The following is a 17,804-nucleotide window of genomic DNA, read 5'->3' as shown; positions in this document are numbered from 1 at the left end:
TTACCGGCTTGCTAAAGCCGGGTTCCCAAAATGCCCGCACACCGCCTTTGGATGAAAAGCGGCGCTTCTGGACGCGCAATAAATCTCCACCATACGTCCATTGATGATCACAAATATGACTGCTGCCAGCACATACATAAGGAACTGTACAATAAATGACTGTAGGAATATTCCCAATAGACTTCCTAATTCCATTGCTTCCAGCGTTGCCTGCATGGTCTGCAATGCGTCTGCATCAATCGCTGTGCTTCCCTGAATGAGTCCACCTGCCTGCCTCACAACGCTCTGTGAGACATCAAATACTGCCATTGTAATGTCAAATGTATGTGTGATCAGTTCCACTGCCACAAATGTCTTAAAGATCCATTTCCAAATGAACCAGGTTTCAAAACTTGCCAGATTGTTATAACTGATGATCAGCTGTATCAGCTCATAACATGCAATGAACGTAAGCAGGATGCCAGCCACTGGCATGATCACCGACTCCGATAGATTTCTTACCATGTTGAAAACTGCCGGTAAAAAACTGCTCGGTGTGCGCCCCACATCTACTGCTATCTGTCCTACCTGATCATTTACTGAGGAAAAGGTATTGGTGAGATTATCCATGATCCCTGATACAAGCACTCCTTTCAGCCAGTCCGTAAGCTGTTGAATTATGCTCTCCAACTATGATCTCCTTTCCTCTGGGACAGGATCTCCCCTGTCCCATTTCCCCATATGATTAAAATAAGCCGGCAAGTAACGGAACCAGAGTCGTTCCGATCAGTGCCACTCCGCCGCCGGCCATCAGCTGCTTCATTCCCTGAGACTTTGCGCCTGGGTTATCATTTCCGTATCCTTCCATAAGATTGATTGCTCCCCAGATTCCAAGTCCGGCTCCCAGGGCTACTACTAAGGTCTGTAAAGTTCCTACTGCGCTCTGAAAAAATGCCATAATTCATATCCTCCAATTCTTCTTTCTGTTCTTATTCGTGATCCTGCCATACAGGTCTTTAGAAAAGACCTGCAAGCAGCGGAACAAGGGTTGTTCCGATCAGTGCCACTCCGCCGCCAGCCATCAGCTGTTTCATTCCCTGAGACTTTGCGCCTGGGTTATCATTTCCGTATCCTTCCATAAGGTTGATTGCTCCCCAGATTCCAAGTCCTGCTCCCAGGGCCACTACCAGTGTCTGTAAGGTTCCTACTGCACTCTGAAAAAATACCATAATTCAAATTCCTCCATTGATTTTTGTGTGATATACTGTTTCCTTCTGCCCGATCAAAGGGCGGTCTCTAGTTACGTGCCGGTCTCCCTGCAGTGATCCCAGCTATGCGCGCATATTTCCCAATTCTGGGTATTAAAAAAGCTCCTGCCATCCAGTTTTCCTGCTGAATGATAAGAGCTTTTCTAAGCTGTCATATCGATGACATCATATTCGTCATCGGCTTTCAGTATTAAGTTGTGACTGAGGAATTTCACTACATCAAAGTAATTCCTCTTATCGTAATCTGCCGTCATCTTATAATTTGGATGCTGTGTCAGGTCGTATTTGTCGGATAAAAATGGTCTTACACCACGGACCTGCACAATACATTTTGAGCCATCCATGACCGCCAGTTCATCCATTGTCATAAGATCTTTGCCACATTGTCAAGTGATGAATTCAAGAAAACGGCAGCCGCAAAGAAAAATCTTTGTGGCTGCCGTTCTAATTGGCGGCTTGAAGCAAAAAAATCCCCGGTTGTACCAGGGAAATAAAAACTTTAGTATAGCCTAAAAGAGAAAGCTAGCGCCTTGAGGCGCGGCCAAGTAGAGTGGGCTTAAAGCCTGCGTCCCGAGCCACCCGTTTTACGGGTGGCAGCGACTCCTTGTCTGTTTATCTTATACTTGTCAATTTATATTATCCAATAATGTGAATTATAATATGACAGTACGGATGCATATTATAGAAACATAACTTTGAAAGAATCAAGCATAACCTGTGGAGTGACTCTTCAACGGATAAACTATTTTCACTTCATACAGTTCCGACATATGGAATAAGGAACACCAATCGCCCTCAATACAACTTTCTTTCTATTAGTTAAAAATGCACATAATCAAAAAAGAAAATCGACTTATTTTAGACAAATTCATTGACAAGTTCTGCTTTAGGTGATAAAATAAAAGTAAAAAGTCGAAATTTATATTGTTGGGAGGTAAGACCGATGATTTGTTTTAAGGTTAAGTTGCCTAACTTAATAATGGAGCATTTTTACCGACGCTGCCAGCTTTGGAGGCTTAGAATTAAAATTGTTTCTATTTGCGCATAAGTTAGGCATGATTATTTGTCTACTTATGCGCTTTTTTATTTGAATTTTCAGTATTAGCAGAAAGGAAGTGTTATACATAGATAACATATGGCTTATCCTTTTGCTTCTATTAAGTTTTTTTATGATTTTTAAGCCGGAACTTTTATGGAAAATTGAACACTTCTTTTCTGTAAAAGGCGGTGAACCTACAGATTTATATCTTGGTTTGATGCGGGTTGCTGGAGTATTCTTTTTTATTGCATCCATCATTTGCATTATTGTTTTGGTTTTATAAGAGAAGGGGGGCTTTTAATGAAAAAGCTAACACGTAAGATTGTTGCACTTACTCTTTCCTTGGTTATGTGCATAAGTTTTTCTAACACTACTTTTGCTTATGCCGACAACGAGAATATCAGTTCTTCTGCTGAAGCAAGCAAAGTGAATTGGTGGAAGATTGGCTGGATTATCCTTTCAGATTATGTGGAAAAGCTTATCGATCTCGATGGACAGAGTGAAAAGGATAGTAGTTGGGCCTATCTTGTTTCACCTAGCATAGAATATAACACGGGTGATATGGGGCCTGAGGTTTATTTTCGTCCAGAAGTAGATAACAGCGTTGGTTCTATCCGTATGCATGGACATAGGATTATCTTTGTCGATATTTTTACACAGATTGCACTCATCTTGTCAGATGCCTCTGGTGATACGGTAAGTCAAGCAACTACTGGTACAAATCAGTATATGTTTTATACAAAGAAAGCAGGAGACAGTTCTGGTACATGGAAAGCACAGTTTGTTTCAACTGAGACATACAAATGGCAGTTGTATTATGCCCATTATTACAATGCCAATGCTCGTTCAAGTGTTCCTATGACGGAAGATGGATTTTACTTTGGGGATAATAACAGAGTTTATCAATTCTCTGTTGCAGAATCTTACAGACTTAATTCTCTTCCTCCAGAGGTTGTTGATATGACACAACTTAATGCTCAATTTATTAATCCTGCTGATGGAAAAACTGTAGATTATCTCAAAGACTTTAATGCTGGAGATCAAGTTCATTTCTCTGATATAATTATTGACATTAGTTATGATGCGACTGAGGATGCGACTACATTTTATTTTACCGAGGATACTTATGAGGAAAACATAGGATGGAAATTTGCAGGAAATCTTCTTGACCAATATTCCGCTGGTGATGTTCTGAATCTAACTTTTGATGTGTTGAATGTCGGAAACTATCAGGGCATTACTTTTGAAAGCCTCGACTACTTTGAAGCAGCTTACGCGCATAATAACGGTGCCGCTTATCCCAATATTCAAGATTACCAATAATTTGATTTTGACATAAGGACTTATAGAAGAGGGCGTGTTGCGGATAATTTTCTGCAACGCGCCCTTTTTAGTATGCTTTAGCAAAATAAAGTTATCCCTTTTACTCTGGCCAAAGGAATAACTTTATTGCCTGATAGCATTAAAAGAAAATTGTTGTATCACTTTTGATATAAATTAAAAGTATTTAGCGTCTAAATTCTACCTTGACATTTCCCCAACAAAATTGTAAATAATCTTAACCTCCTGTGTCCTCTGACCATCAATCTTCTTGATTTCTCCAATCAGAATCCGGCTAATGAGCCGGTTCAGCACCGCCTCGTCCAGTTCCTCGATGGCGGCATAGCGCCGGATTTCCTTGATAAAAGTGCGGACTTCGCTTTCTTGCGCATCGGCACGACCTTGCATCATTGCCAGGTCATGCAGGCGTTTCTGGTTGGATTCCTGCTCCTGTTCCAGCGCCGCCGTCAGCTTCACAAACCGCTGCTCGGTCAGGATGCCTTTGGCCTTATCGGTGTACAGGCTCAGGAACATCCCGTCAATTTCCTGATTTCGGGCTTCCAGCCGCAGGCGTTCCTTTTCTGTCTGGGAGGCGTCCACCAGATACCGGTGCTCCATCCGGCGGCTGAGCCGCTGGTAGAACGCATCGGCATCCTTCATAGCCTGCGCCGCCAGTTCCTGAATGTCTTTCAGCACCAGATTGTATAAATCCCTGGCCTCTATCTTGTGGCTGGAACAGACCTTGCAGCCCATGCGGTTGTAGGTCTGGCAGATATAGTACGCCTTGTCAATCGGCTCCCGCATTTCGCCGGTGAAGCGGTTCTTCCCGGTTCGGCCCACTTTCTCATACCGCACCTGCATGGACTTCCCGCAGGTGGCGCAGTAGACCAGACCGTGGAACAGATTATAAAAGGGGCAGGAATTCCCCTGAATGGTCGGCCTGCGGTCAATGAGTTCCTGCACCTGTTCCCATTCCTCCGGCGTCACAATGGCCTCATGGCAGCCCTCGATCACTTCCCACTGGTCACGGGGAATAATGTCATAGGTGTTGGAGCGGATGCCTTTCTGATGCGTCCGAAAGACCAAATGTGCGCCCTTATAGAATGGATTTCTCAGGATGTGACTGATTCTGGCTCCGCCCCAGAAATAATAGTTGGCGTCAAACTCCGTGTTGGCTTTGACATGGGTGATTGGGATTTTTTCTTCCATCAGACGTTTGGAAATCCTCATGCAGCCCAGCCCGTCAAGGGCATAGTCATAGATTTTGCGGATGATTGGCGCTGTCTCAGGGTCAATGATGAGATGCCCCTTGTCCTCCGGGTCACGCATCAGGCCGAAGGGCGGCGTCCCTCCGCAGAACTTCCCCTGCCGGGAGCGGGTGGTGATGCCTGCCAGCACCTTTTTAGAAATATCCCGGCTGTACATATCGTTCAGGATATTCTTAAAGGGCGTAATGTCCATCTCCTGACGGGTCAGGCTGTCCACGCCGTCCGTGATGGCGATATAGCGTACATTGTGTTTGGGGAAAAAGATTTCGATATAGCTGCCAGCTTCAATATAGTTCCTACCAAGCCTGGATAGGTCTTTGGTGATGACGCAGCCGATCTTCCCCGCCTCAATGTCAGCGATCATGCGCTGGAAGGCAGGGCGGTTGAAATTGCGGCCCGTATAGCCGTCATCCACATAATATTCATACTGGAACATTCCATGCTTTTCAGCAAAGTCCCGAAGCATGATTTTCTGGTTGCTGATGCTCATACTCTCGTTGTCGCCGCCGTCATCCAGAGAGATGCGGCAGTAGAGAGCGGTGATTTTCTCATAGACTTGTTTTTTCCTGCTCATAGCGTTCTCCTTCTATGAACAGGGACACGATACCATTATAGTACCATGTCCCTGCCCCTGAATCAACCGTTTTTACGCAGCGTTTTCGGCCATTTCCCGCTGTTCCAGCCATTCCTCGAAGTGTTCGCAGGTCTGGCGCTCGATCAGCTGCTCAAAGGCTTCCCGCATGGACTTCTCCCCGGAGAACTCCCGCACCACCACAAAACGGACTTTATTTTTCTGCTGTTTGCTTTTTTCCATAGGCTACCTCCATAGAGTAGCAGGCCAGACGGCAGCACTGGCAACGAAGTCCGGCAACGAACCTCTGAAAACCTGTAAACTACCGTCTGACCTGCAAATCTTACTTTATCAATTTTCTTGAAAAATCTCGTTGTTTTCGTTGCCGGAGATAGAGATAGATATTAGAAAATACCTTATTTACAGGCTTTTTCCGTATCCAGACCGGAGAATCCCCGGCAACAAACCCGGCAACCAAGTGGCAACCATCCCGGCAACAGACCGCTAATTTTATGCGATCCACTCCTTCGGCAGTTCCAGCTGGCAGCATTCTTCCTCGGTCAGCTCCACAAATCCATCTTCGTTGCCGGGCAGTTCGTTGCCGGAAACGTCCCGTTCCCAGCCCCTCTGCCTGCCATATCCGGTGAACATCCGGGGATTGGAGAATGGTTTCCAGCCCGTCACCACCGTGTTCATGATCTCGTTGATATTGTGCAGCTGCCACCGCTTCGGCTCATCGTAGGTGTGGCCCAGCGCCTCCTTGAACAGCTGTTTGGAGCAGACCATGCTGCCGGTGTAGTGTTCCAGAAAGCCCTGTATCTGTCCGGCCTCGGTGTCCTCCGGCATGAAATCCTTCTGCACCTCCACCAGCTGGCGCTGGATGGACTTGCTGAACTTCATAGAGTAGTGGCCGCTGCGGTAAATCGTCATGGCCTCCGCCCAGACCTGTAAAAGATAGGCTCTGGAGGCGTCCTCGTCCTCCAAAATGTGAACCTCTGCATTCTCCGGGTAAATCATGATCGGCAAAAAGCGCCGATTTCCGGCCCGGTCAAGGGGCAGGAAGTCCAGTGTGTTGGACGAACCGCCGAACACACACTGCCGCAGCCGGTCTTTGGGCTGGGCCTCGTAGGGCGTCCGGTAGGTTTCCTTCTGGCGGCTGATAAAGGAGCGGATTTCTTCAATGCTTTTGGCGCTGCTGGTAGCCAGCATCTCCGACATTTCGATAATCCAGTGTCCTTGCAGCTTCAGATACACCCTGTCATCGTCCAGTTTTTTCAGGTCGTCACTGAACCACTCGTCCCGGATCGCCAGCAAGCGGAAGAAGCTGGACTTGCCAGCCCCCTGACCGCCCACCAGACAGAGCATTTCCTCATATTTGGAGCCGGGGCGGAATACCCGCCGGATAGCCCCCAGCAAAAAGTGTTTCAGCATTTCCTCCACATAGTCGCTCTCGTCCGCACCTAAGAAATGATGGAGACAGGAGCGGATGCGGGGCGTCCCGTCCCAGACAAGGCCGTTTAGCACGTCCTGTATGGGATGGTAGCAGTTCTCATTCGCCACGATGGAGAGCGCCGCCGTCATCTTTTTCTCACTGGTCAGGCCATAGGTCTGCTCAAAATAGAGAAGCAGATATTTCACGTCCGTATCCGTCAGGGCACTGGTATTCCTGCGCCAGCCTAAATCCTGTACAATGTCCACCCGGTCAGTCAAAAGGTTCAGGCGGATCGCCCCACGCAGGAGAGGGTCATGGCAGAACACCGTCCGGCAGTTGCCGATGGTGTTGGCGGGCTGGCCCTTCTCGGTGACGGACAGGCTTTCCCGCACCTCATCAACGCTCCGCTCCGGCGCTAAGGCTTCGGCTGCGCTCATGGCGGCCTGCCGGGTGGCTAGCGGTAAACTCTGATATTCGCTGCTCAATCTTCCTCACCTCTTTTCCATACTCAGCGACCACGGAAGCACGTTCCTCCATGCTGCCGGACAAGAGAATATCCAGCAGATATTCCGTGTACGGTTTCTTTTGCAGGGCCTCCACGAACAGCGGATTCCACGCTTCATCCGGCGTCTGCGGGGCGTATTCCTTCTCCCAGCGTTCCAGCAGATGCAGGTAATTGCACAGCACCCGGAAACATTTCTGCTCCGCCTGCCGGTAACGCAGTTCCTCGCTGATTTTTCGCTTGACCGGCCTCCTGCGGGGCGGGTCATGGCCTTTGGCGTCATAGTGGACAGAGAAATCCTCCGCCAGCTTCAGCGCCGCCTCCTTACTGCTCAGACTAAACAGACGGGCGGTAAAATCAATCACATCCCCATCTGCCTGACAGCCAAAGCAGTGGAACCGATGGTCAATCTTCATACTAGGATGTTTGTCATCATGGAAGGGACAGTAGGCCATGCCATTCCTGCCAACCTGCACCCCGTAATATTCCGCAGCCTGCCTTGTGGTGACAGACTCCTTCACCGCTTCAAATATATTCGATTTTCTCACCTCCAGGCAGAGAAAAAAGCACCCGTTTCCGCAGAAAATCAGGTGCCTCATAACTCCATATCGTGTTTCTTTTTCGGAGCAATCCGCCCCTCACGTTCCCAGCGTTCCCGGTTATCTCGGTCAGCGTTCAGCCTGCCTTTCGCCAGCTTCTCCCGGATGGATTCTCTGGCCTTCTCCTTAATCTGCTCCTTACCGGCCTTCTTGACCTCCGGCTGCATGAGAGTTTTCTGGATTTTTGCCAGGGCGTTCTGCATGACCCGTTTGATTTTGGTAATCACTCCATCCAGACGGGCGGCAGCGTAGTCACGCTCCTTCTTCGGGGCCTTCCGCTCCGGCGAAAGCACCCACTTTTTCGTTTCCTCGATCAGACGAATATCTTCTTTGTGTGTCTCCTGCCGGACGGTATCGGTCACCACCTCCACCGCCTTGTCATAGGCCGCATCGGAAACATCATCTAACAGCGTCTCCACGTCCTCGATTTTGAGCGTCAGTTCTTCCAGCTTCTGCTCCTGCGCCGCAAGCTGCTCCTTCTGCTTCATCAGGATATAATCCTGTTTTTCCAGATAGTCCCGCCCGCCGTAGGACGGCTCCTGATCCAGATGCAGCCCATGCCGTCTGGCGATGTCAAACAGGATCGTCCGGCAGACCGCATCAAAGGTCTGCTTGCGGTTGTTGTTCCGGCCTTTGGGCTTCTCCGGGTTGGGGAGAGGGATGCCAAGTTCTTCCAGCGCCTTTTCCTGCTGGGGGCACAGTTCCCCATAGCGGTTCTCACAGTCAAAGACGTGCCGCTCATGGATGTGGGGCGTCCCCTCGTCCAGATGGAGCGCCCAGTCCAGGATGTGGATATGGGAACCGAAGCGGCGCTCAAATTCCTGATAAAACTCATTGACGATGGAAAAGAGCGTATCCGGCGAGACGGATTCTCCCATCGTGCCGATCTGGTAGATACTTTCCTCCGGGCAGGTCTTGTTGTTTTTCAGCAAGTCCTCCACAGTGCGGTTGCGCTCGGTGTGCCGGGTTTTCTCATTCCGGGCGTTCTGAGCTTCCACATAGCCGCCGTAATGCTCGTAGTAATACATCCGCTCGATTTCCTCAAAGCTGAAATCCGGCTGCTCCGGGTTCTCCCGGAACTCATGGGTGGTAAAGCCCCGGTAGCAGTCCCAGTAGACATTTTGCCTTGCCCGTTCTGCGTCAATGTGTTCGCTGTTCTCCACATCGAACCGGCGGTCATTGTGGCGGGGATTATAGGTGCCATGCTTGCCGGAGCGTCCATTGTGTCGTGTCAGTTTCAAACAGATTTCCTCCTTCCTGCGAAGATGTTCTGGGGCCGGGGAAGGGGCGGCGAAGCCGCAAATCCTGCGAATTTTGCGTCAGGTAATACCCAATACAAGTTGACGCAGGCATCAACTTTCCCTGGGCAAGGCGTTTCACCCTTGACCCGATGGGGCGGCTGCCCTCAACCTGCCAAGGCACTTCGTCCTTGACCCGATAATGGCTGCCGCCCTTAACCTGCCAATGGGCGTTGCCCCTTGACCCCAGCAGTGCGCTGCCGCCCCTGCACCCCGCCACAAAGGGCTGGCCGCCCTCTGTACTTCCGCACCGGCGAAGCTGGCTTCCACCGCAGGAACGGTGTTTGCCAGTTTCACCGGCTCCGTATCCACACATTTGCGCCCATAGGCGGGGAGTGGATACGGAATACGCCTGCGGGGATTGCCGGTCAAAACATCGGGTGCAGACCCGTCATTTTTCCCGTAAACACCCCGATTTTAGGCGATTTTTTCTTCCGTTACCACCACCTGAAAGCCATGCTCCTTTGCGTACTCCCTTGCGGCGGCTTTCCGTTCTTCGCTGTACGGAGGCACCAGCCGGATCGACAGCCGGGACTTGTCCAGCACATAGGTCACGCTGCCCTCCGGCGTGCTGCGCTCCAACCGGCACAACAGTGGGTACTTCCGGCTGAAATCAGCCAGCCTGCGCTTCAAGCTGGCGTTGAAGGTGTAGACGCTGGCAAGGTTCTCCGCCTCGTTCCAGTTGATGATGGTTTCTTTCTCATACTTAGACAGCTTCTTCATACAGATCCTCCTCATAATCGGTGTAAGATTTCAGCACACGCAGGTTGCGCTTGAGACGGCGGTACTCGTCCATCTCCATGCGCAGATGGTGATAAAAATCCTCGTACCAGCTTTCGTTCATCTCCGTCTCCACCTTCCGGGCCAGCCCCAGCATCCGGCGTTTGGCCTCCGGGTCAACCGTCAGAGCCGTCAGCCATTTCAGCCGTGTCACCGTATTGTGGTGGCTGAGACAGCCGTAAGCGTAGAGAATCTTCTTTTCTTTCATACTCAGTGTCATAATGATTTCCTCCATTTCTTTGCTGCGGAGCCATGCGCCCCGCATGATAAACTTGTTTCCTGTCCGCCGGTCTGCCTGCAAGCCGCTCCTGCCCGGAATTTCTCCCGGCGTATCGGCCTCTTTGGTGTGCTCGATTTCTGTCCTGGCGTCACTTCCCCGGAGGCCATACCCCTTGCAGCCGGTCATTCGATTTTCAAGGTTCTGTGCCTGTCTGCAAGAACCAGTTTACCGAAAAAAGAGGCCCTTTCCCGTATATCCAAAACGTCGGAAAAACGCTCGAAATCCGCATATTTCCACGCTTATGGAATCGTGCTATAATGGGTGTAATCACTGAAAAAGATAACGAGAGAGGGGGCTTTGGATGTACGCAAAGCTGACAATCCCGGAGCGGCTCAAAGACCTGCGGGTGGTGGACAAGCACCTGACGCTGGAACAACTGGCGGAGCAGACCGGCCTGTCTAAATCCGCGCTGGGAAAATACGAAACCGATGACTACAAGGACATCAGCCCGTTTGCGATTGCAACGCTGGCGGACTTTTACGGCGTGTCCACCGACTATCTGATGGGGCTGACGGAAAATAAAAATCACCCAAACACAGAACTTCAATCTCTGCATCTGAGTGATGATATGGTGGAACTTTTGAGCAGCGGCAAAATCAACAACCGGCTTCTCTGCGAACTGGCTGCCCACCCGAATTTCCGGCGGCTGATGATAGATATGGAAATCTGCATCGACCAGATCGCCAATATGCGGGTGGAGCAGATGAATCTGGTGTTGGAGGCCACCCGGCAGACCGTCATGAGCAAGTATGCGCCCGGAGAGGATGACCTCTATATGCGGACGCTGGAACTGGGGCAGGTGCAGGAAAGCGATTTTTACAGCCATGTCATGCACGATGATCTGGACAGCATCGTCCGGGACATCCGGGAAGCACACCGCAAGGACAAGACCACCGCCGACCCGCAGCCCACGCTGGATGACGTCAAGGAAAAGTTTGAACAGGCGCTCGAACAGGGCAGCCAAGAGGAAGTGGTAATCCACGAATTTTGCGACAGAATGCAGATACCCTTCGAGAAGATTTCCTCAGAGGACTTCTCTGCATTTTTGCGGATACTGAGCCTGTCCAAAATGCTCAAAAATCCCAACAACATGAGAGGAAAGGCCAAGCCGCAGCCGTACTATGCGCCCAAGCGGAAGAAACGCAGATAACAGGAAAGCCGCCCAATCTGTACCGTTGGACGGCTTTCGACCCGTTTGTGGGCGGAATAAAATATGTGGTTATACATCCGTTAGCTGACCGTTTTCATCAGCTTTTTCATAAACTTCCAGAGACGGATGCCATCTTTGAGGCCCAGCCGGTAAAAGAAGCACTCGCTTTCTGCACCAGAATCGAAAATAGAATCACAGTAGTGTCTTACAGCGTCCTTCTGTTCCTCAGACAATGCGCTGATTGCTTTTTCATACTCGTTTTCCAAGCGAAGGCAGTCCTCTTTTTTCTCCGTGCCGGTTTCTGCCTCCCGCCACTTAGCAAACTGGCTCTGCATCCGCTCCTGAATCATCAAATCAACCAATTTTTCTATATCTGTACCCATAAGCGCCCCTCCTTATGCTGGGCGGATATAATTCCGGTATGTTTCCAGGACGGAATCTGACACACCGCTTTTATATACTTTGCGGATGTCGGAGATTTCCTCTTGCTTCAGCAGTTTCAGCCATTTCAGCAGCTCAGCCCTGCCGTTGGCAAAGTTACAATAACGCCCATCGGCGTATTCGATACGGTATCTCATAGACAGGCACCTCCTTAAACAAAAATCATCTCAGAGAGGATGATTTCCTCTGCTCGGCTGCGAATGCTGTTCATGCCCCCGACCCACGCAAGCTGGTCACGGGCTTTCAGTTCCTCGGTGACACCCTCCGCCTCCTGCATCTGCGAGACGATACACGCCAGCCGGTCAGCGGCCTGTTCGTTCAGGTCAGCAAGATATGTCCAGAGTTTTCCCGACAGAAGCAGGGCATTGTACTGGCCGGGCCGGTGTTCTTGCAGAAACGCTTTGTGCATCCGGCCCCACCGCCCAATGGGGCGGCTTTCCTCCGGTAGCTCCAGATCGGGGATGTAGTAGTCTCCCACCAGCGTGTAGCTGATTCCGTTTTGATGGATTTTCTTTGGTAAATGCTCCATGTTCGACCTCCTGTATTCAGTTATTTCAGAATCCAGTTGATCGTGTCCCTGTTCATGATAAATTCAAGGCAACTGAACTCTTCACGAACAAGTATGGCATATCCTTGCCAAGTTTCTGGTAATTCATGTTATAGCTTTCCTGGGAACCTTTTGACTGACCGGTATTATACATATCAATTGTTTCTTTTCCCAGGATCGCATTCAGATCCTTCAACGTGGTCTGTTCTGTACCGCCAAGAAAAATCTGTGAATCCATGTTGCCGATAATCGTATCAGCATTGTCCTTATAAATTGCTTTTAGCTGTGACTTTGCCTGCAATACCAGGCATGCCGATATTTCCCGGCTTCTGATAGTTGCGACCAGCTTCTCCAGATTCGGGATTTGGCCGATATTTGCCGCCTCGTCAATCAGACACCTCACATGAACCGGAAGCCTTCCACCATATACATCATCCGCTTTCTCACACAGAAGATTGAACATCTGCGTATAGATCATGGAAATCAGGAAATTAAAGGTTCCGTCCGTGTCTGACATGATCAGGAACAATGCTGTCTTCTCATCTCCCAGGGTATCAAGCTCCAGTTCATCATAGGATGTCAGGTCTCTGAGTTCTTTGATATCAAATGGTGCAAGTCTTGCACCACAGGATACAAGAATCGATTTTGCCGTCTTGCCGGCGGCTAATCTATATTTGGCATACTGTCTCACAGCAAAATGATCTGGATTCTGTTCTGCCAGCTCCTCAAACATCAGATCCACAGGATTTTTAAATTCTTCATCGTCCTCACGGACTTCCATTGCATTGATCATTTCAAGCAGCGTGGAAAAATTCTGCTCCTCCTCTGGGGCTTCATAATGAATGTACCCAATCAATGCGGTATAAAGCAGTGTCTCGGCTTTCAGCCAGAAATCGTCTCCGCCTTTGCTTTCCCCTTTTGTATTGGCGATCAGTGTTGTCACCAGTTTCAGAATATCCTTCTCTGAATGGAGATAAGCGAACGGATTATAATGCATTGATTTTGAAAAGTTGATGGTATTGAAGACCTTCATACGGTATCCATTCTTATAAAGGGCATTTCCCACCTCATTCACAAGTCCACCTTTGGGATCTGTCACCACATAGGAGGAATGCATCTGTAACAGGTTTGGTTTTATAAAGAATCTCGTCTTACCAGATCCAGATCCGCCAACTACCAGAACATTCTTATTTCTGGCATACTTTGGAATCTTCGGTCTGCTGCTCATGGTGATCCGTTCTGACTGAGACAGAATCACGTTGTTTACAAATACCGGATCTTCAAATGGTTCGATATCTTCATGCCTGCCCCATCTGGCTGATCCATATTCCTCATTGTGCCGGAACTTCTTCGCATTTTTCCCTTTCAGATATACTGCGATTCTCAGTGCCGCTCCACATATAATACCTGTCAAAAGATCTGTAGGATTCAGGCTCGGCAAAGGATTTGAAAATGCCGTTTGGAGCACCCCATCAAGTACCAGACTTTGAATTTTCTTCGATGCATTTGCCCCAGCAGCAAGTCTCCATGCCTCACCAAGATTTGTTGCTGCCAATCCCAAAATAATGTAAGGAATGTTCAGGATCAGCAGCTTTTTCAACTGTTTTGTATTCATAGCGACCTCTCCTTCTTTTTCTCTGCAACTTTCTTTGGAATTGCTGCTACGATTTCCTTGAATTTCTTCAGCTTCTCCAGAACACTGGTCTTTGCTACAGATGGCTTCTTGATCTGCTTTGCTGAATAATCCTGTAAAATTCTTGTAACCGCGTCTGTATCTTTTGCCTTAAAGAAAACCGTATAGACCGGAGGACTTTTCTCTCTGTCTCTGACAACTGCAAAATCCACTCCATATTTCTTTGCGATTTTCTGAAAATCTCTCAAACCTTCATCTGCCAGTGGGATAGAAGAAACACCCTGGCCCTGCTTGATTAGAGTTTTTATTGACTGTCTGCCTGATGTAGGATGGATCTTATTCACCACAGCTTTTCCGGCCGTCTTTGCAGGTGCCTGCACTGCCTTATTCAGTCCTTTCATAAACTGGTCAAGCTCTGGTTTCAGCATTCTCACTGCAATATTTACTGATTTACCGGAAATCTCCTTGTCTATCTCTTCATGGATCAGTTTGCTCACTTCCTTCCACTAAAAGAGCAGCCAAAAGGCTGCTATCCACATAACTACTCAATTTTTTTACTTTTATCCACAGAAATAACACCTCTCATCGTCGAGGACGCCACATGAAACCTGTTGGCTATCGCAATATCAGTCAATACCGTTTCATCCACCGCTGTTCCACAGACCACCAGTATCCTGGAACGCCTCAACATATCCTCTGACATATCTATATAATCCTTAAATTCATCCGCGTTACTGACATTGATGATCTCCGGCAGTGACAGCAGCGGACAGATAGGCGTATAACCTGCTTCATACAGCTTTCTGCAATATCTCTTTGCAGACCGTTTTGCTCTGCTTCTGTCGGTACTCCATGCAGCTGTCACATAAGCCCATGGTTTATTGTTCATACGCTCCTCCTATCCGACCTGATATGCCTGGATTCGGTATCTTCCAAGTGCAAGTGTCATGGTTCTGTTCCTTAACTCAACAACAATTCTCTCTACATCTTCTTCATCCACCGGCTGCAATCCGTTACAGGATTTCATGACCAGATATCCCGAAGGAATATAGCTTTCTCCATCAAAATTCAATTTACTTCCTGCATCATAGAGAAGAATATACTCTGTTTTCCCAATTCTCACAGATTCACTGTTGTTTCCAAAAGAATCAAGGATCTTCACTGCATCCTGCGTGCTGACAAAAATCACGTTCTGCTCCTGATCAACGTAAACTGCCCCTTCCTCCAGACTTCTTTCCTCTATCACCTGCCGGAGTCCTTCCAGGCTCTTCTCCATGTTCTGCACATATGCTAAAATTTTGTTCATATCCATTTTCTGTTCTCCCTGTTATATTTTTCCTTCTGCCATATCGTGGTTTACTTCCGCTCGATAATAGCTGCTTATTGTTGCCGGGGCATTATACAATGCTGCAAGCAGATACTGTTTAATGCTCCTGATCTTTGTTGTGTTCTCCTGCATACAGTCCATCACATACCGGATGTGATCCATATTCAGTTTCATAAATCTGCTTTTTACTACGCCTGCCGGTTTTTCATCTCCTGCGATTCTGATGCTGTTCCGTCTGGTACAAAGCACGTCCAAAATCAGATCAACAATACCATCAAGCATCTCGGTCTCATACGGATAATCCAGCTTCAATGCCGCTATATCCAGCTGCTGAGAAAGATAATCTCCATATCTTATCCGATCCTCATCCTCTGATAAGATAAGATTCGTATTATTTAGATCGGTATTATTGTAATTAGTATTATTAGGCTGTAAATTGTACTGGTCTGTACCTGTAACTTTTACTGTTGGTGAACTGTAATTTTTACAGTTCATGACCCGTAAATTTTCCTGATCTATAAAATTCTTCACATAGATCAGTGATGGCTTTCCCAAACCCTGCCTGATCCGTTCGATCAGTCCAAACTCTTCCAATTCTGTCAGATACTTGATTGCTGATTTTTCTGAACAATCCATTGCTTTTCGGATCGCAGCCAGAGTAAAAATGATATACACCCTTCCCTCTTCATCAACCCATCCATTTTCCTGAGATAAAAATACACGGTCCAGCAACAGGCCATAAAGAACTTTTCCATCTGTAGATATCTTTCGGAATCTGTTATCCGTAAAAAGCACTCTCGGAATCCGGTAAAATGCGAACTGCTGTGACTGCTGCCCATAGAAATAATCAAACCCCATCTTTTACATTCCTTTTTCCCGTTCTTTCCATAAGTTTTTTATAACACGGAAAACAAAAGGATCTGTCATGGCCATACGGACACTCCTGACTGCAATTCTGTGGATGACTGATCGGTGGTCTGTTTCCGATTCCATAACGGGTTCCATTTACTCCGGTTGTATTCTCTCTGTTATGTGCTGCTGACATAATACCTGCTTCTCCTTCCCGTCAAAAAATGCCAGCACCATGCCTTATGACATGAGCTGACATTATTCGACATTTTTTTCTTTACAGTGCTTCTCCGCCTTTGGACTTTGCTGTTTTTTCTACAGTGTCCTTAACCTGAGCTTTAACAGATGCTTCTTTCTGCTTCTCTTTCAGATCTTTTAATACAGAAGTTTTTTCTTCTGACTTCTCAGCCGTTCCAAACACCCTGTACTCATCCGGGATACTCTCTCGGTCACCGTCATAGTATTCTGTAAAGGACTCCTGTGTATCTCTCACATATCCATAATTTGTGAATTGTCCCACTTCATCAATGGCAACGTCTCTTCCGTAAGCCTCATAATCAATGTAATTTGCAAGATGCTCCGGAATCTCCATCACTCCGACCTCATCAATATAGTAATGTCCCAGATCCGAATAATCTTCAACGTCCGGATAGATTTCATACTTATCGAGGTTATCAATAAGATTGATCAAATCTTTCACACTGCCTGTATAATTGCTGACCTGCATTGCCGCCTGAAAGTGTTCATAGTCATGGTCATCCAGCTCCTCCAGCTTAGATGCCAGATAATTGAGTTCATCCAGGTTTTCATATTCTCCCATCATTTCATACAGGCCATCAACATAACAGTCATAGTCGGTGATGAACCATTCTTCATATGGATGGCCGAAATCATCTTTGGAGCCGATCCCGATCCGTTCAAACACTTTTTGCAGTTCTTCTGCTGTTGTCGGGAACTTTACCCATTCACCGACCAGCACACCCTCGTTGTATTTTCCAAGGTTCGTGATAAATGCCTCAAATGGACAATCATGATCGTAGGCATAGCCCATATACTTTCCCCCTGTTCTTTGTATTTCAGATCGTCATCTGGTTTTGGACAACAAAAAAGCGCCATACTCATCACCGGTACGGCAATGAGCTGACGCTATATTTTGAATCCATATTCTTTTGCAAAAGAAAAACAAATGAGAGATTGTTGTTGTGTTTTATGTCTCATTTGTCTATGATAATATTATCACACCGTAAAACAGAAAAAAAGATTTTTATGGTTAGTGCTTGGTTAGTTTTTGGTTATGGATGGTCAGTTTTGGGTTAGGATGAACTCCATTAAGCAATTTTGAAGCCAACATTAAAATATGATAGTAAGTAGACAATCGGGATTTCAGGAGGTGTTTTTATGCCACAAATGAATAAGGGAGGAAAATTTATTTTCGGGAAATCACTCATTCGGACGGATGGAACATTGCGGATTCCACCGCAGGCAATGGAAGAATATCACATTGCAGATGAAGGAAAAGTA

The 17,804-nt window shown here is 47.6% G+C and carries 22 protein-coding genes and 2 pseudogenes; 3 read left to right on the top strand and 21 right to left on the bottom strand.

Features of this window, described 5'->3' with window-relative positions:
- From LKD36_RS16605 to LKD36_RS16590, 4 genes and pseudogenes are all read right to left on the bottom strand, one after another.
- Nucleotides 1-669 carry a VirB6/TrbL-like conjugal transfer protein, CD1112 family gene (locus LKD36_RS16605; RefSeq protein WP_331465353.1) on the bottom strand — a complete coding sequence of 223 codons (669 nt, stop codon included), beginning with the start codon at nucleotides 667-669 and terminating at the stop codon, nucleotides 1-3.
- Between the two features lie 55 nt (nucleotides 670-724).
- The gene (locus LKD36_RS16600; protein WP_308460312.1) at nucleotides 725-937 is read right to left on the bottom strand and encodes a Maff2 family mobile element protein; all 213 of its coding nucleotides are present in this window, start codon (nucleotides 935-937) and stop codon (nucleotides 725-727) included.
- 58 nt (nucleotides 938-995) lie between these two features.
- Nucleotides 996-1,208 carry a Maff2 family mobile element protein gene (locus LKD36_RS16595; protein WP_308460311.1) on the bottom strand — a complete coding sequence of 71 codons (213 nt, stop codon included), beginning with the start codon at nucleotides 1,206-1,208 and terminating at the stop codon, nucleotides 996-998.
- A 182-nt stretch (nucleotides 1,209-1,390) separates the two neighbouring features.
- Nucleotides 1,391-1,627, bottom strand: a pseudogene (locus LKD36_RS16590) (VirD4-like conjugal transfer protein, CD1115 family); the annotation flags it as partial.
- A gap of 735 nt (nucleotides 1,628-2,362) precedes the next feature.
- On the opposite strand from LKD36_RS16590, the gene LKD36_RS17615 reads away from it, so the two are divergent.
- Entirely contained in the window at nucleotides 2,363-2,569 is a 207-nt protein-coding gene (locus tag LKD36_RS17615; RefSeq protein WP_334291862.1) for a DUF6199 family natural product biosynthesis protein, read from the top strand.
- Between the two features lie 17 nt (nucleotides 2,570-2,586).
- Nucleotides 2,587-3,609 (top strand): hypothetical protein, encoded by a 1,023-nt coding sequence (locus LKD36_RS16585; protein WP_055221986.1) that lies wholly within the window; start codon nucleotides 2,587-2,589, stop codon nucleotides 3,607-3,609.
- Nucleotides 3,610-3,807: 198 nt separating this feature from the next.
- Here the strand turns inward: LKD36_RS16585 and LKD36_RS16580 are convergent, their stop codons facing one another.
- The 7 genes from LKD36_RS16580 to LKD36_RS17510 form a co-directional block, all read right to left on the bottom strand.
- The gene (locus LKD36_RS16580) at nucleotides 3,808-5,448 is read right to left on the bottom strand and encodes a recombinase family protein (protein ID WP_055221983.1); all 1,641 of its coding nucleotides are present in this window, start codon (nucleotides 5,446-5,448) and stop codon (nucleotides 3,808-3,810) included.
- Between the two features lie 72 nt (nucleotides 5,449-5,520).
- The gene (locus LKD36_RS16575) at nucleotides 5,521-5,688 is read right to left on the bottom strand and encodes a hypothetical protein (protein WP_164468434.1); all 168 of its coding nucleotides are present in this window, start codon (nucleotides 5,686-5,688) and stop codon (nucleotides 5,521-5,523) included.
- A 267-nt stretch (nucleotides 5,689-5,955) separates the two neighbouring features.
- On the bottom strand, nucleotides 5,956-7,314 hold the full coding sequence (locus LKD36_RS16570; protein WP_055221981.1) for a virulence-associated E family protein: 1,359 nt from the start codon (nucleotides 7,312-7,314) through the stop codon (nucleotides 5,956-5,958).
- On the bottom strand, nucleotides 7,274-7,978 hold the full coding sequence (locus tag LKD36_RS16565) for a CHC2 zinc finger domain-containing protein (protein WP_118533435.1): 705 nt from the start codon (nucleotides 7,976-7,978) through the stop codon (nucleotides 7,274-7,276). Before LKD36_RS16565 ends, LKD36_RS16570 begins: the two co-directional genes overlap by 41 nt.
- Nucleotides 7,975-9,219: a hypothetical protein gene (locus LKD36_RS16560; protein WP_055266764.1), complete on the bottom strand. Its 1,245-nt coding sequence runs from the start codon at nucleotides 9,217-9,219 to the stop codon at nucleotides 7,975-7,977. The genes LKD36_RS16565 and LKD36_RS16560 overlap by 4 nt, the downstream gene beginning before the upstream one ends.
- 474 nt (nucleotides 9,220-9,693) lie before the next feature.
- The gene (locus LKD36_RS16555; protein WP_055222220.1) at nucleotides 9,694-9,999 is read right to left on the bottom strand and encodes a hypothetical protein; all 306 of its coding nucleotides are present in this window, start codon (nucleotides 9,997-9,999) and stop codon (nucleotides 9,694-9,696) included.
- The gene (locus LKD36_RS17510) at nucleotides 9,983-10,462 is read right to left on the bottom strand and encodes a hypothetical protein (protein WP_226906287.1); all 480 of its coding nucleotides are present in this window, start codon (nucleotides 10,460-10,462) and stop codon (nucleotides 9,983-9,985) included. Before LKD36_RS17510 ends, LKD36_RS16555 begins: the two co-directional genes overlap by 17 nt.
- Before the next feature lie 175 nt (nucleotides 10,463-10,637).
- Here LKD36_RS17510 and LKD36_RS16545 point away from each other — a divergent pair, with 175 nt between their 5' ends.
- Nucleotides 10,638-11,486: a helix-turn-helix domain-containing protein gene (locus LKD36_RS16545; RefSeq protein WP_055266762.1), complete on the top strand. Its 849-nt coding sequence runs from the start codon at nucleotides 10,638-10,640 to the stop codon at nucleotides 11,484-11,486.
- Between the two features lie 80 nt (nucleotides 11,487-11,566).
- On the opposite strand, the gene LKD36_RS16540 is transcribed toward LKD36_RS16545, so the two are convergent.
- The 10 genes and pseudogenes from LKD36_RS16540 to LKD36_RS16495 all read right to left on the bottom strand — a co-directional run bounded on the left by LKD36_RS16540 (nucleotide 11,567) and on the right by LKD36_RS16495 (nucleotide 17,334).
- A complete protein-coding gene (locus tag LKD36_RS16540; protein WP_055219875.1) occupies nucleotides 11,567-11,869 on the bottom strand; it encodes a hypothetical protein in 303 nt (100 codons plus the stop codon).
- Between the two features lie 12 nt (nucleotides 11,870-11,881).
- A complete protein-coding gene (locus LKD36_RS16535) occupies nucleotides 11,882-12,064 on the bottom strand; it encodes a hypothetical protein (protein ID WP_055219873.1) in 183 nt (60 codons plus the stop codon).
- 14 nt (nucleotides 12,065-12,078) lie between these two features.
- The gene (locus tag LKD36_RS16530) at nucleotides 12,079-12,456 is read right to left on the bottom strand and encodes a TnpV protein (protein WP_055219871.1); all 378 of its coding nucleotides are present in this window, start codon (nucleotides 12,454-12,456) and stop codon (nucleotides 12,079-12,081) included.
- Between the two features lie 97 nt (nucleotides 12,457-12,553).
- A pseudogene (locus LKD36_RS16525) lies at nucleotides 12,554-14,089 on the bottom strand (VirD4-like conjugal transfer protein, CD1115 family); the annotation flags it as partial.
- The gene (locus tag LKD36_RS16520; RefSeq protein ID WP_308460309.1) at nucleotides 14,086-14,604 is read right to left on the bottom strand and encodes a PcfB family protein; all 519 of its coding nucleotides are present in this window, start codon (nucleotides 14,602-14,604) and stop codon (nucleotides 14,086-14,088) included. The gene LKD36_RS16520 and the pseudogene LKD36_RS16525, both read right to left, overlap by 4 nt.
- A gap of 44 nt (nucleotides 14,605-14,648) precedes the next feature.
- Nucleotides 14,649-14,996: a DUF7768 domain-containing protein gene (locus LKD36_RS16515; protein ID WP_308460308.1), complete on the bottom strand. Its 348-nt coding sequence runs from the start codon at nucleotides 14,994-14,996 to the stop codon at nucleotides 14,649-14,651.
- A 9-nt stretch (nucleotides 14,997-15,005) separates the two neighbouring features.
- Entirely contained in the window at nucleotides 15,006-15,413 is a 408-nt protein-coding gene (locus LKD36_RS16510) for a hypothetical protein (RefSeq protein ID WP_308460307.1), read from the bottom strand.
- A 21-nt stretch (nucleotides 15,414-15,434) separates the two neighbouring features.
- Nucleotides 15,435-16,292 carry a DUF6017 domain-containing protein gene (locus tag LKD36_RS16505; protein ID WP_270854436.1) on the bottom strand — a complete coding sequence of 286 codons (858 nt, stop codon included), beginning with the start codon at nucleotides 16,290-16,292 and terminating at the stop codon, nucleotides 15,435-15,437.
- Nucleotides 16,282-16,479 carry a hypothetical protein gene (locus LKD36_RS16500; protein WP_308460306.1) on the bottom strand — a complete coding sequence of 66 codons (198 nt, stop codon included), beginning with the start codon at nucleotides 16,477-16,479 and terminating at the stop codon, nucleotides 16,282-16,284. The genes LKD36_RS16505 and LKD36_RS16500 overlap by 11 nt, the downstream gene beginning before the upstream one ends.
- 81 nt (nucleotides 16,480-16,560) lie before the next feature.
- A complete protein-coding gene (locus tag LKD36_RS16495) occupies nucleotides 16,561-17,334 on the bottom strand; it encodes an antirestriction protein ArdA (protein WP_331465349.1) in 774 nt (257 codons plus the stop codon).
- Nucleotides 17,335-17,804 lie beyond the last annotated feature (470 nt).

The organism is Hominiventricola filiformis, assembly GCF_020686965.1.
GTDB lineage: Bacteria > Bacillota > Clostridia > Lachnospirales > Lachnospiraceae > Hominiventricola > Hominiventricola filiformis.
The sequence above is the reverse complement of the archived record's forward strand: the minus strand, read 5'-3'. Positions and strand labels throughout refer to the sequence as shown.

What these genes read in the sequence shown, in the direction of transcription:
- LKD36_RS16600 (WP_308460312.1), bottom strand. Translation starts at nt 937, where the DNA reads ATGGCATTTTTTCAGAGCGCAGTAGGAACTTTACAGACCTTAGTAGTA.
- LKD36_RS16595 (WP_308460311.1), bottom strand. Translation starts at nt 1,208, where the DNA reads ATGGTATTTTTTCAGAGTGCAGTAGGAACCTTACAGACACTGGTAGTG.
- LKD36_RS16585 (WP_055221986.1), top strand. Translation starts at nt 2,587, where the DNA reads ATGAAAAAGCTAACACGTAAGATTGTTGCACTTACTCTTTCCTTGGTT.
- LKD36_RS16580 (WP_055221983.1), bottom strand. Translation starts at nt 5,448, where the DNA reads ATGAGCAGGAAAAAACAAGTCTATGAGAAAATCACCGCTCTCTACTGC.
- LKD36_RS16575 (WP_164468434.1), bottom strand. Translation starts at nt 5,688, where the DNA reads ATGGAAAAAAGCAAACAGCAGAAAAATAAAGTCCGTTTTGTGGTGGTG.
- LKD36_RS16570 (WP_055221981.1), bottom strand. Translation starts at nt 7,314, where the DNA reads ATGAGCGCAGCCGAAGCCTTAGCGCCGGAGCGGAGCGTTGATGAGGTG.
- LKD36_RS16565 (WP_118533435.1), bottom strand. Translation starts at nt 7,978, where the DNA reads ATGAGGCACCTGATTTTCTGCGGAAACGGGTGCTTTTTTCTCTGCCTG.
- LKD36_RS16555 (WP_055222220.1), bottom strand. Translation starts at nt 9,999, where the DNA reads ATGAAGAAGCTGTCTAAGTATGAGAAAGAAACCATCATCAACTGGAAC.
- LKD36_RS17510 (WP_226906287.1), bottom strand. Translation starts at nt 10,462, where the DNA reads ATGACCGGCTGCAAGGGGTATGGCCTCCGGGGAAGTGACGCCAGGACA.
- LKD36_RS16545 (WP_055266762.1), top strand. Translation starts at nt 10,638, where the DNA reads ATGTACGCAAAGCTGACAATCCCGGAGCGGCTCAAAGACCTGCGGGTG.
- LKD36_RS16540 (WP_055219875.1), bottom strand. Translation starts at nt 11,869, where the DNA reads ATGGGTACAGATATAGAAAAATTGGTTGATTTGATGATTCAGGAGCGG.
- LKD36_RS16535 (WP_055219873.1), bottom strand. Translation starts at nt 12,064, where the DNA reads ATGAGATACCGTATCGAATACGCCGATGGGCGTTATTGTAACTTTGCC.
- LKD36_RS16530 (WP_055219871.1), bottom strand. Translation starts at nt 12,456, where the DNA reads ATGGAGCATTTACCAAAGAAAATCCATCAAAACGGAATCAGCTACACG.
- LKD36_RS16515 (WP_308460308.1), bottom strand. Translation starts at nt 14,996, where the DNA reads ATGAACAATAAACCATGGGCTTATGTGACAGCTGCATGGAGTACCGAC.
- LKD36_RS16510 (WP_308460307.1), bottom strand. Translation starts at nt 15,413, where the DNA reads ATGAACAAAATTTTAGCATATGTGCAGAACATGGAGAAGAGCCTGGAA.
- LKD36_RS16505 (WP_270854436.1), bottom strand. Translation starts at nt 16,292, where the DNA reads ATGGGGTTTGATTATTTCTATGGGCAGCAGTCACAGCAGTTCGCATTT.
- LKD36_RS16500 (WP_308460306.1), bottom strand. Translation starts at nt 16,479, where the DNA reads ATGTCAGCAGCACATAACAGAGAGAATACAACCGGAGTAAATGGAACC.
- LKD36_RS16495 (WP_331465349.1), bottom strand. Translation starts at nt 17,334, where the DNA reads ATGGGCTATGCCTACGATCATGATTGTCCATTTGAGGCATTTATCACG.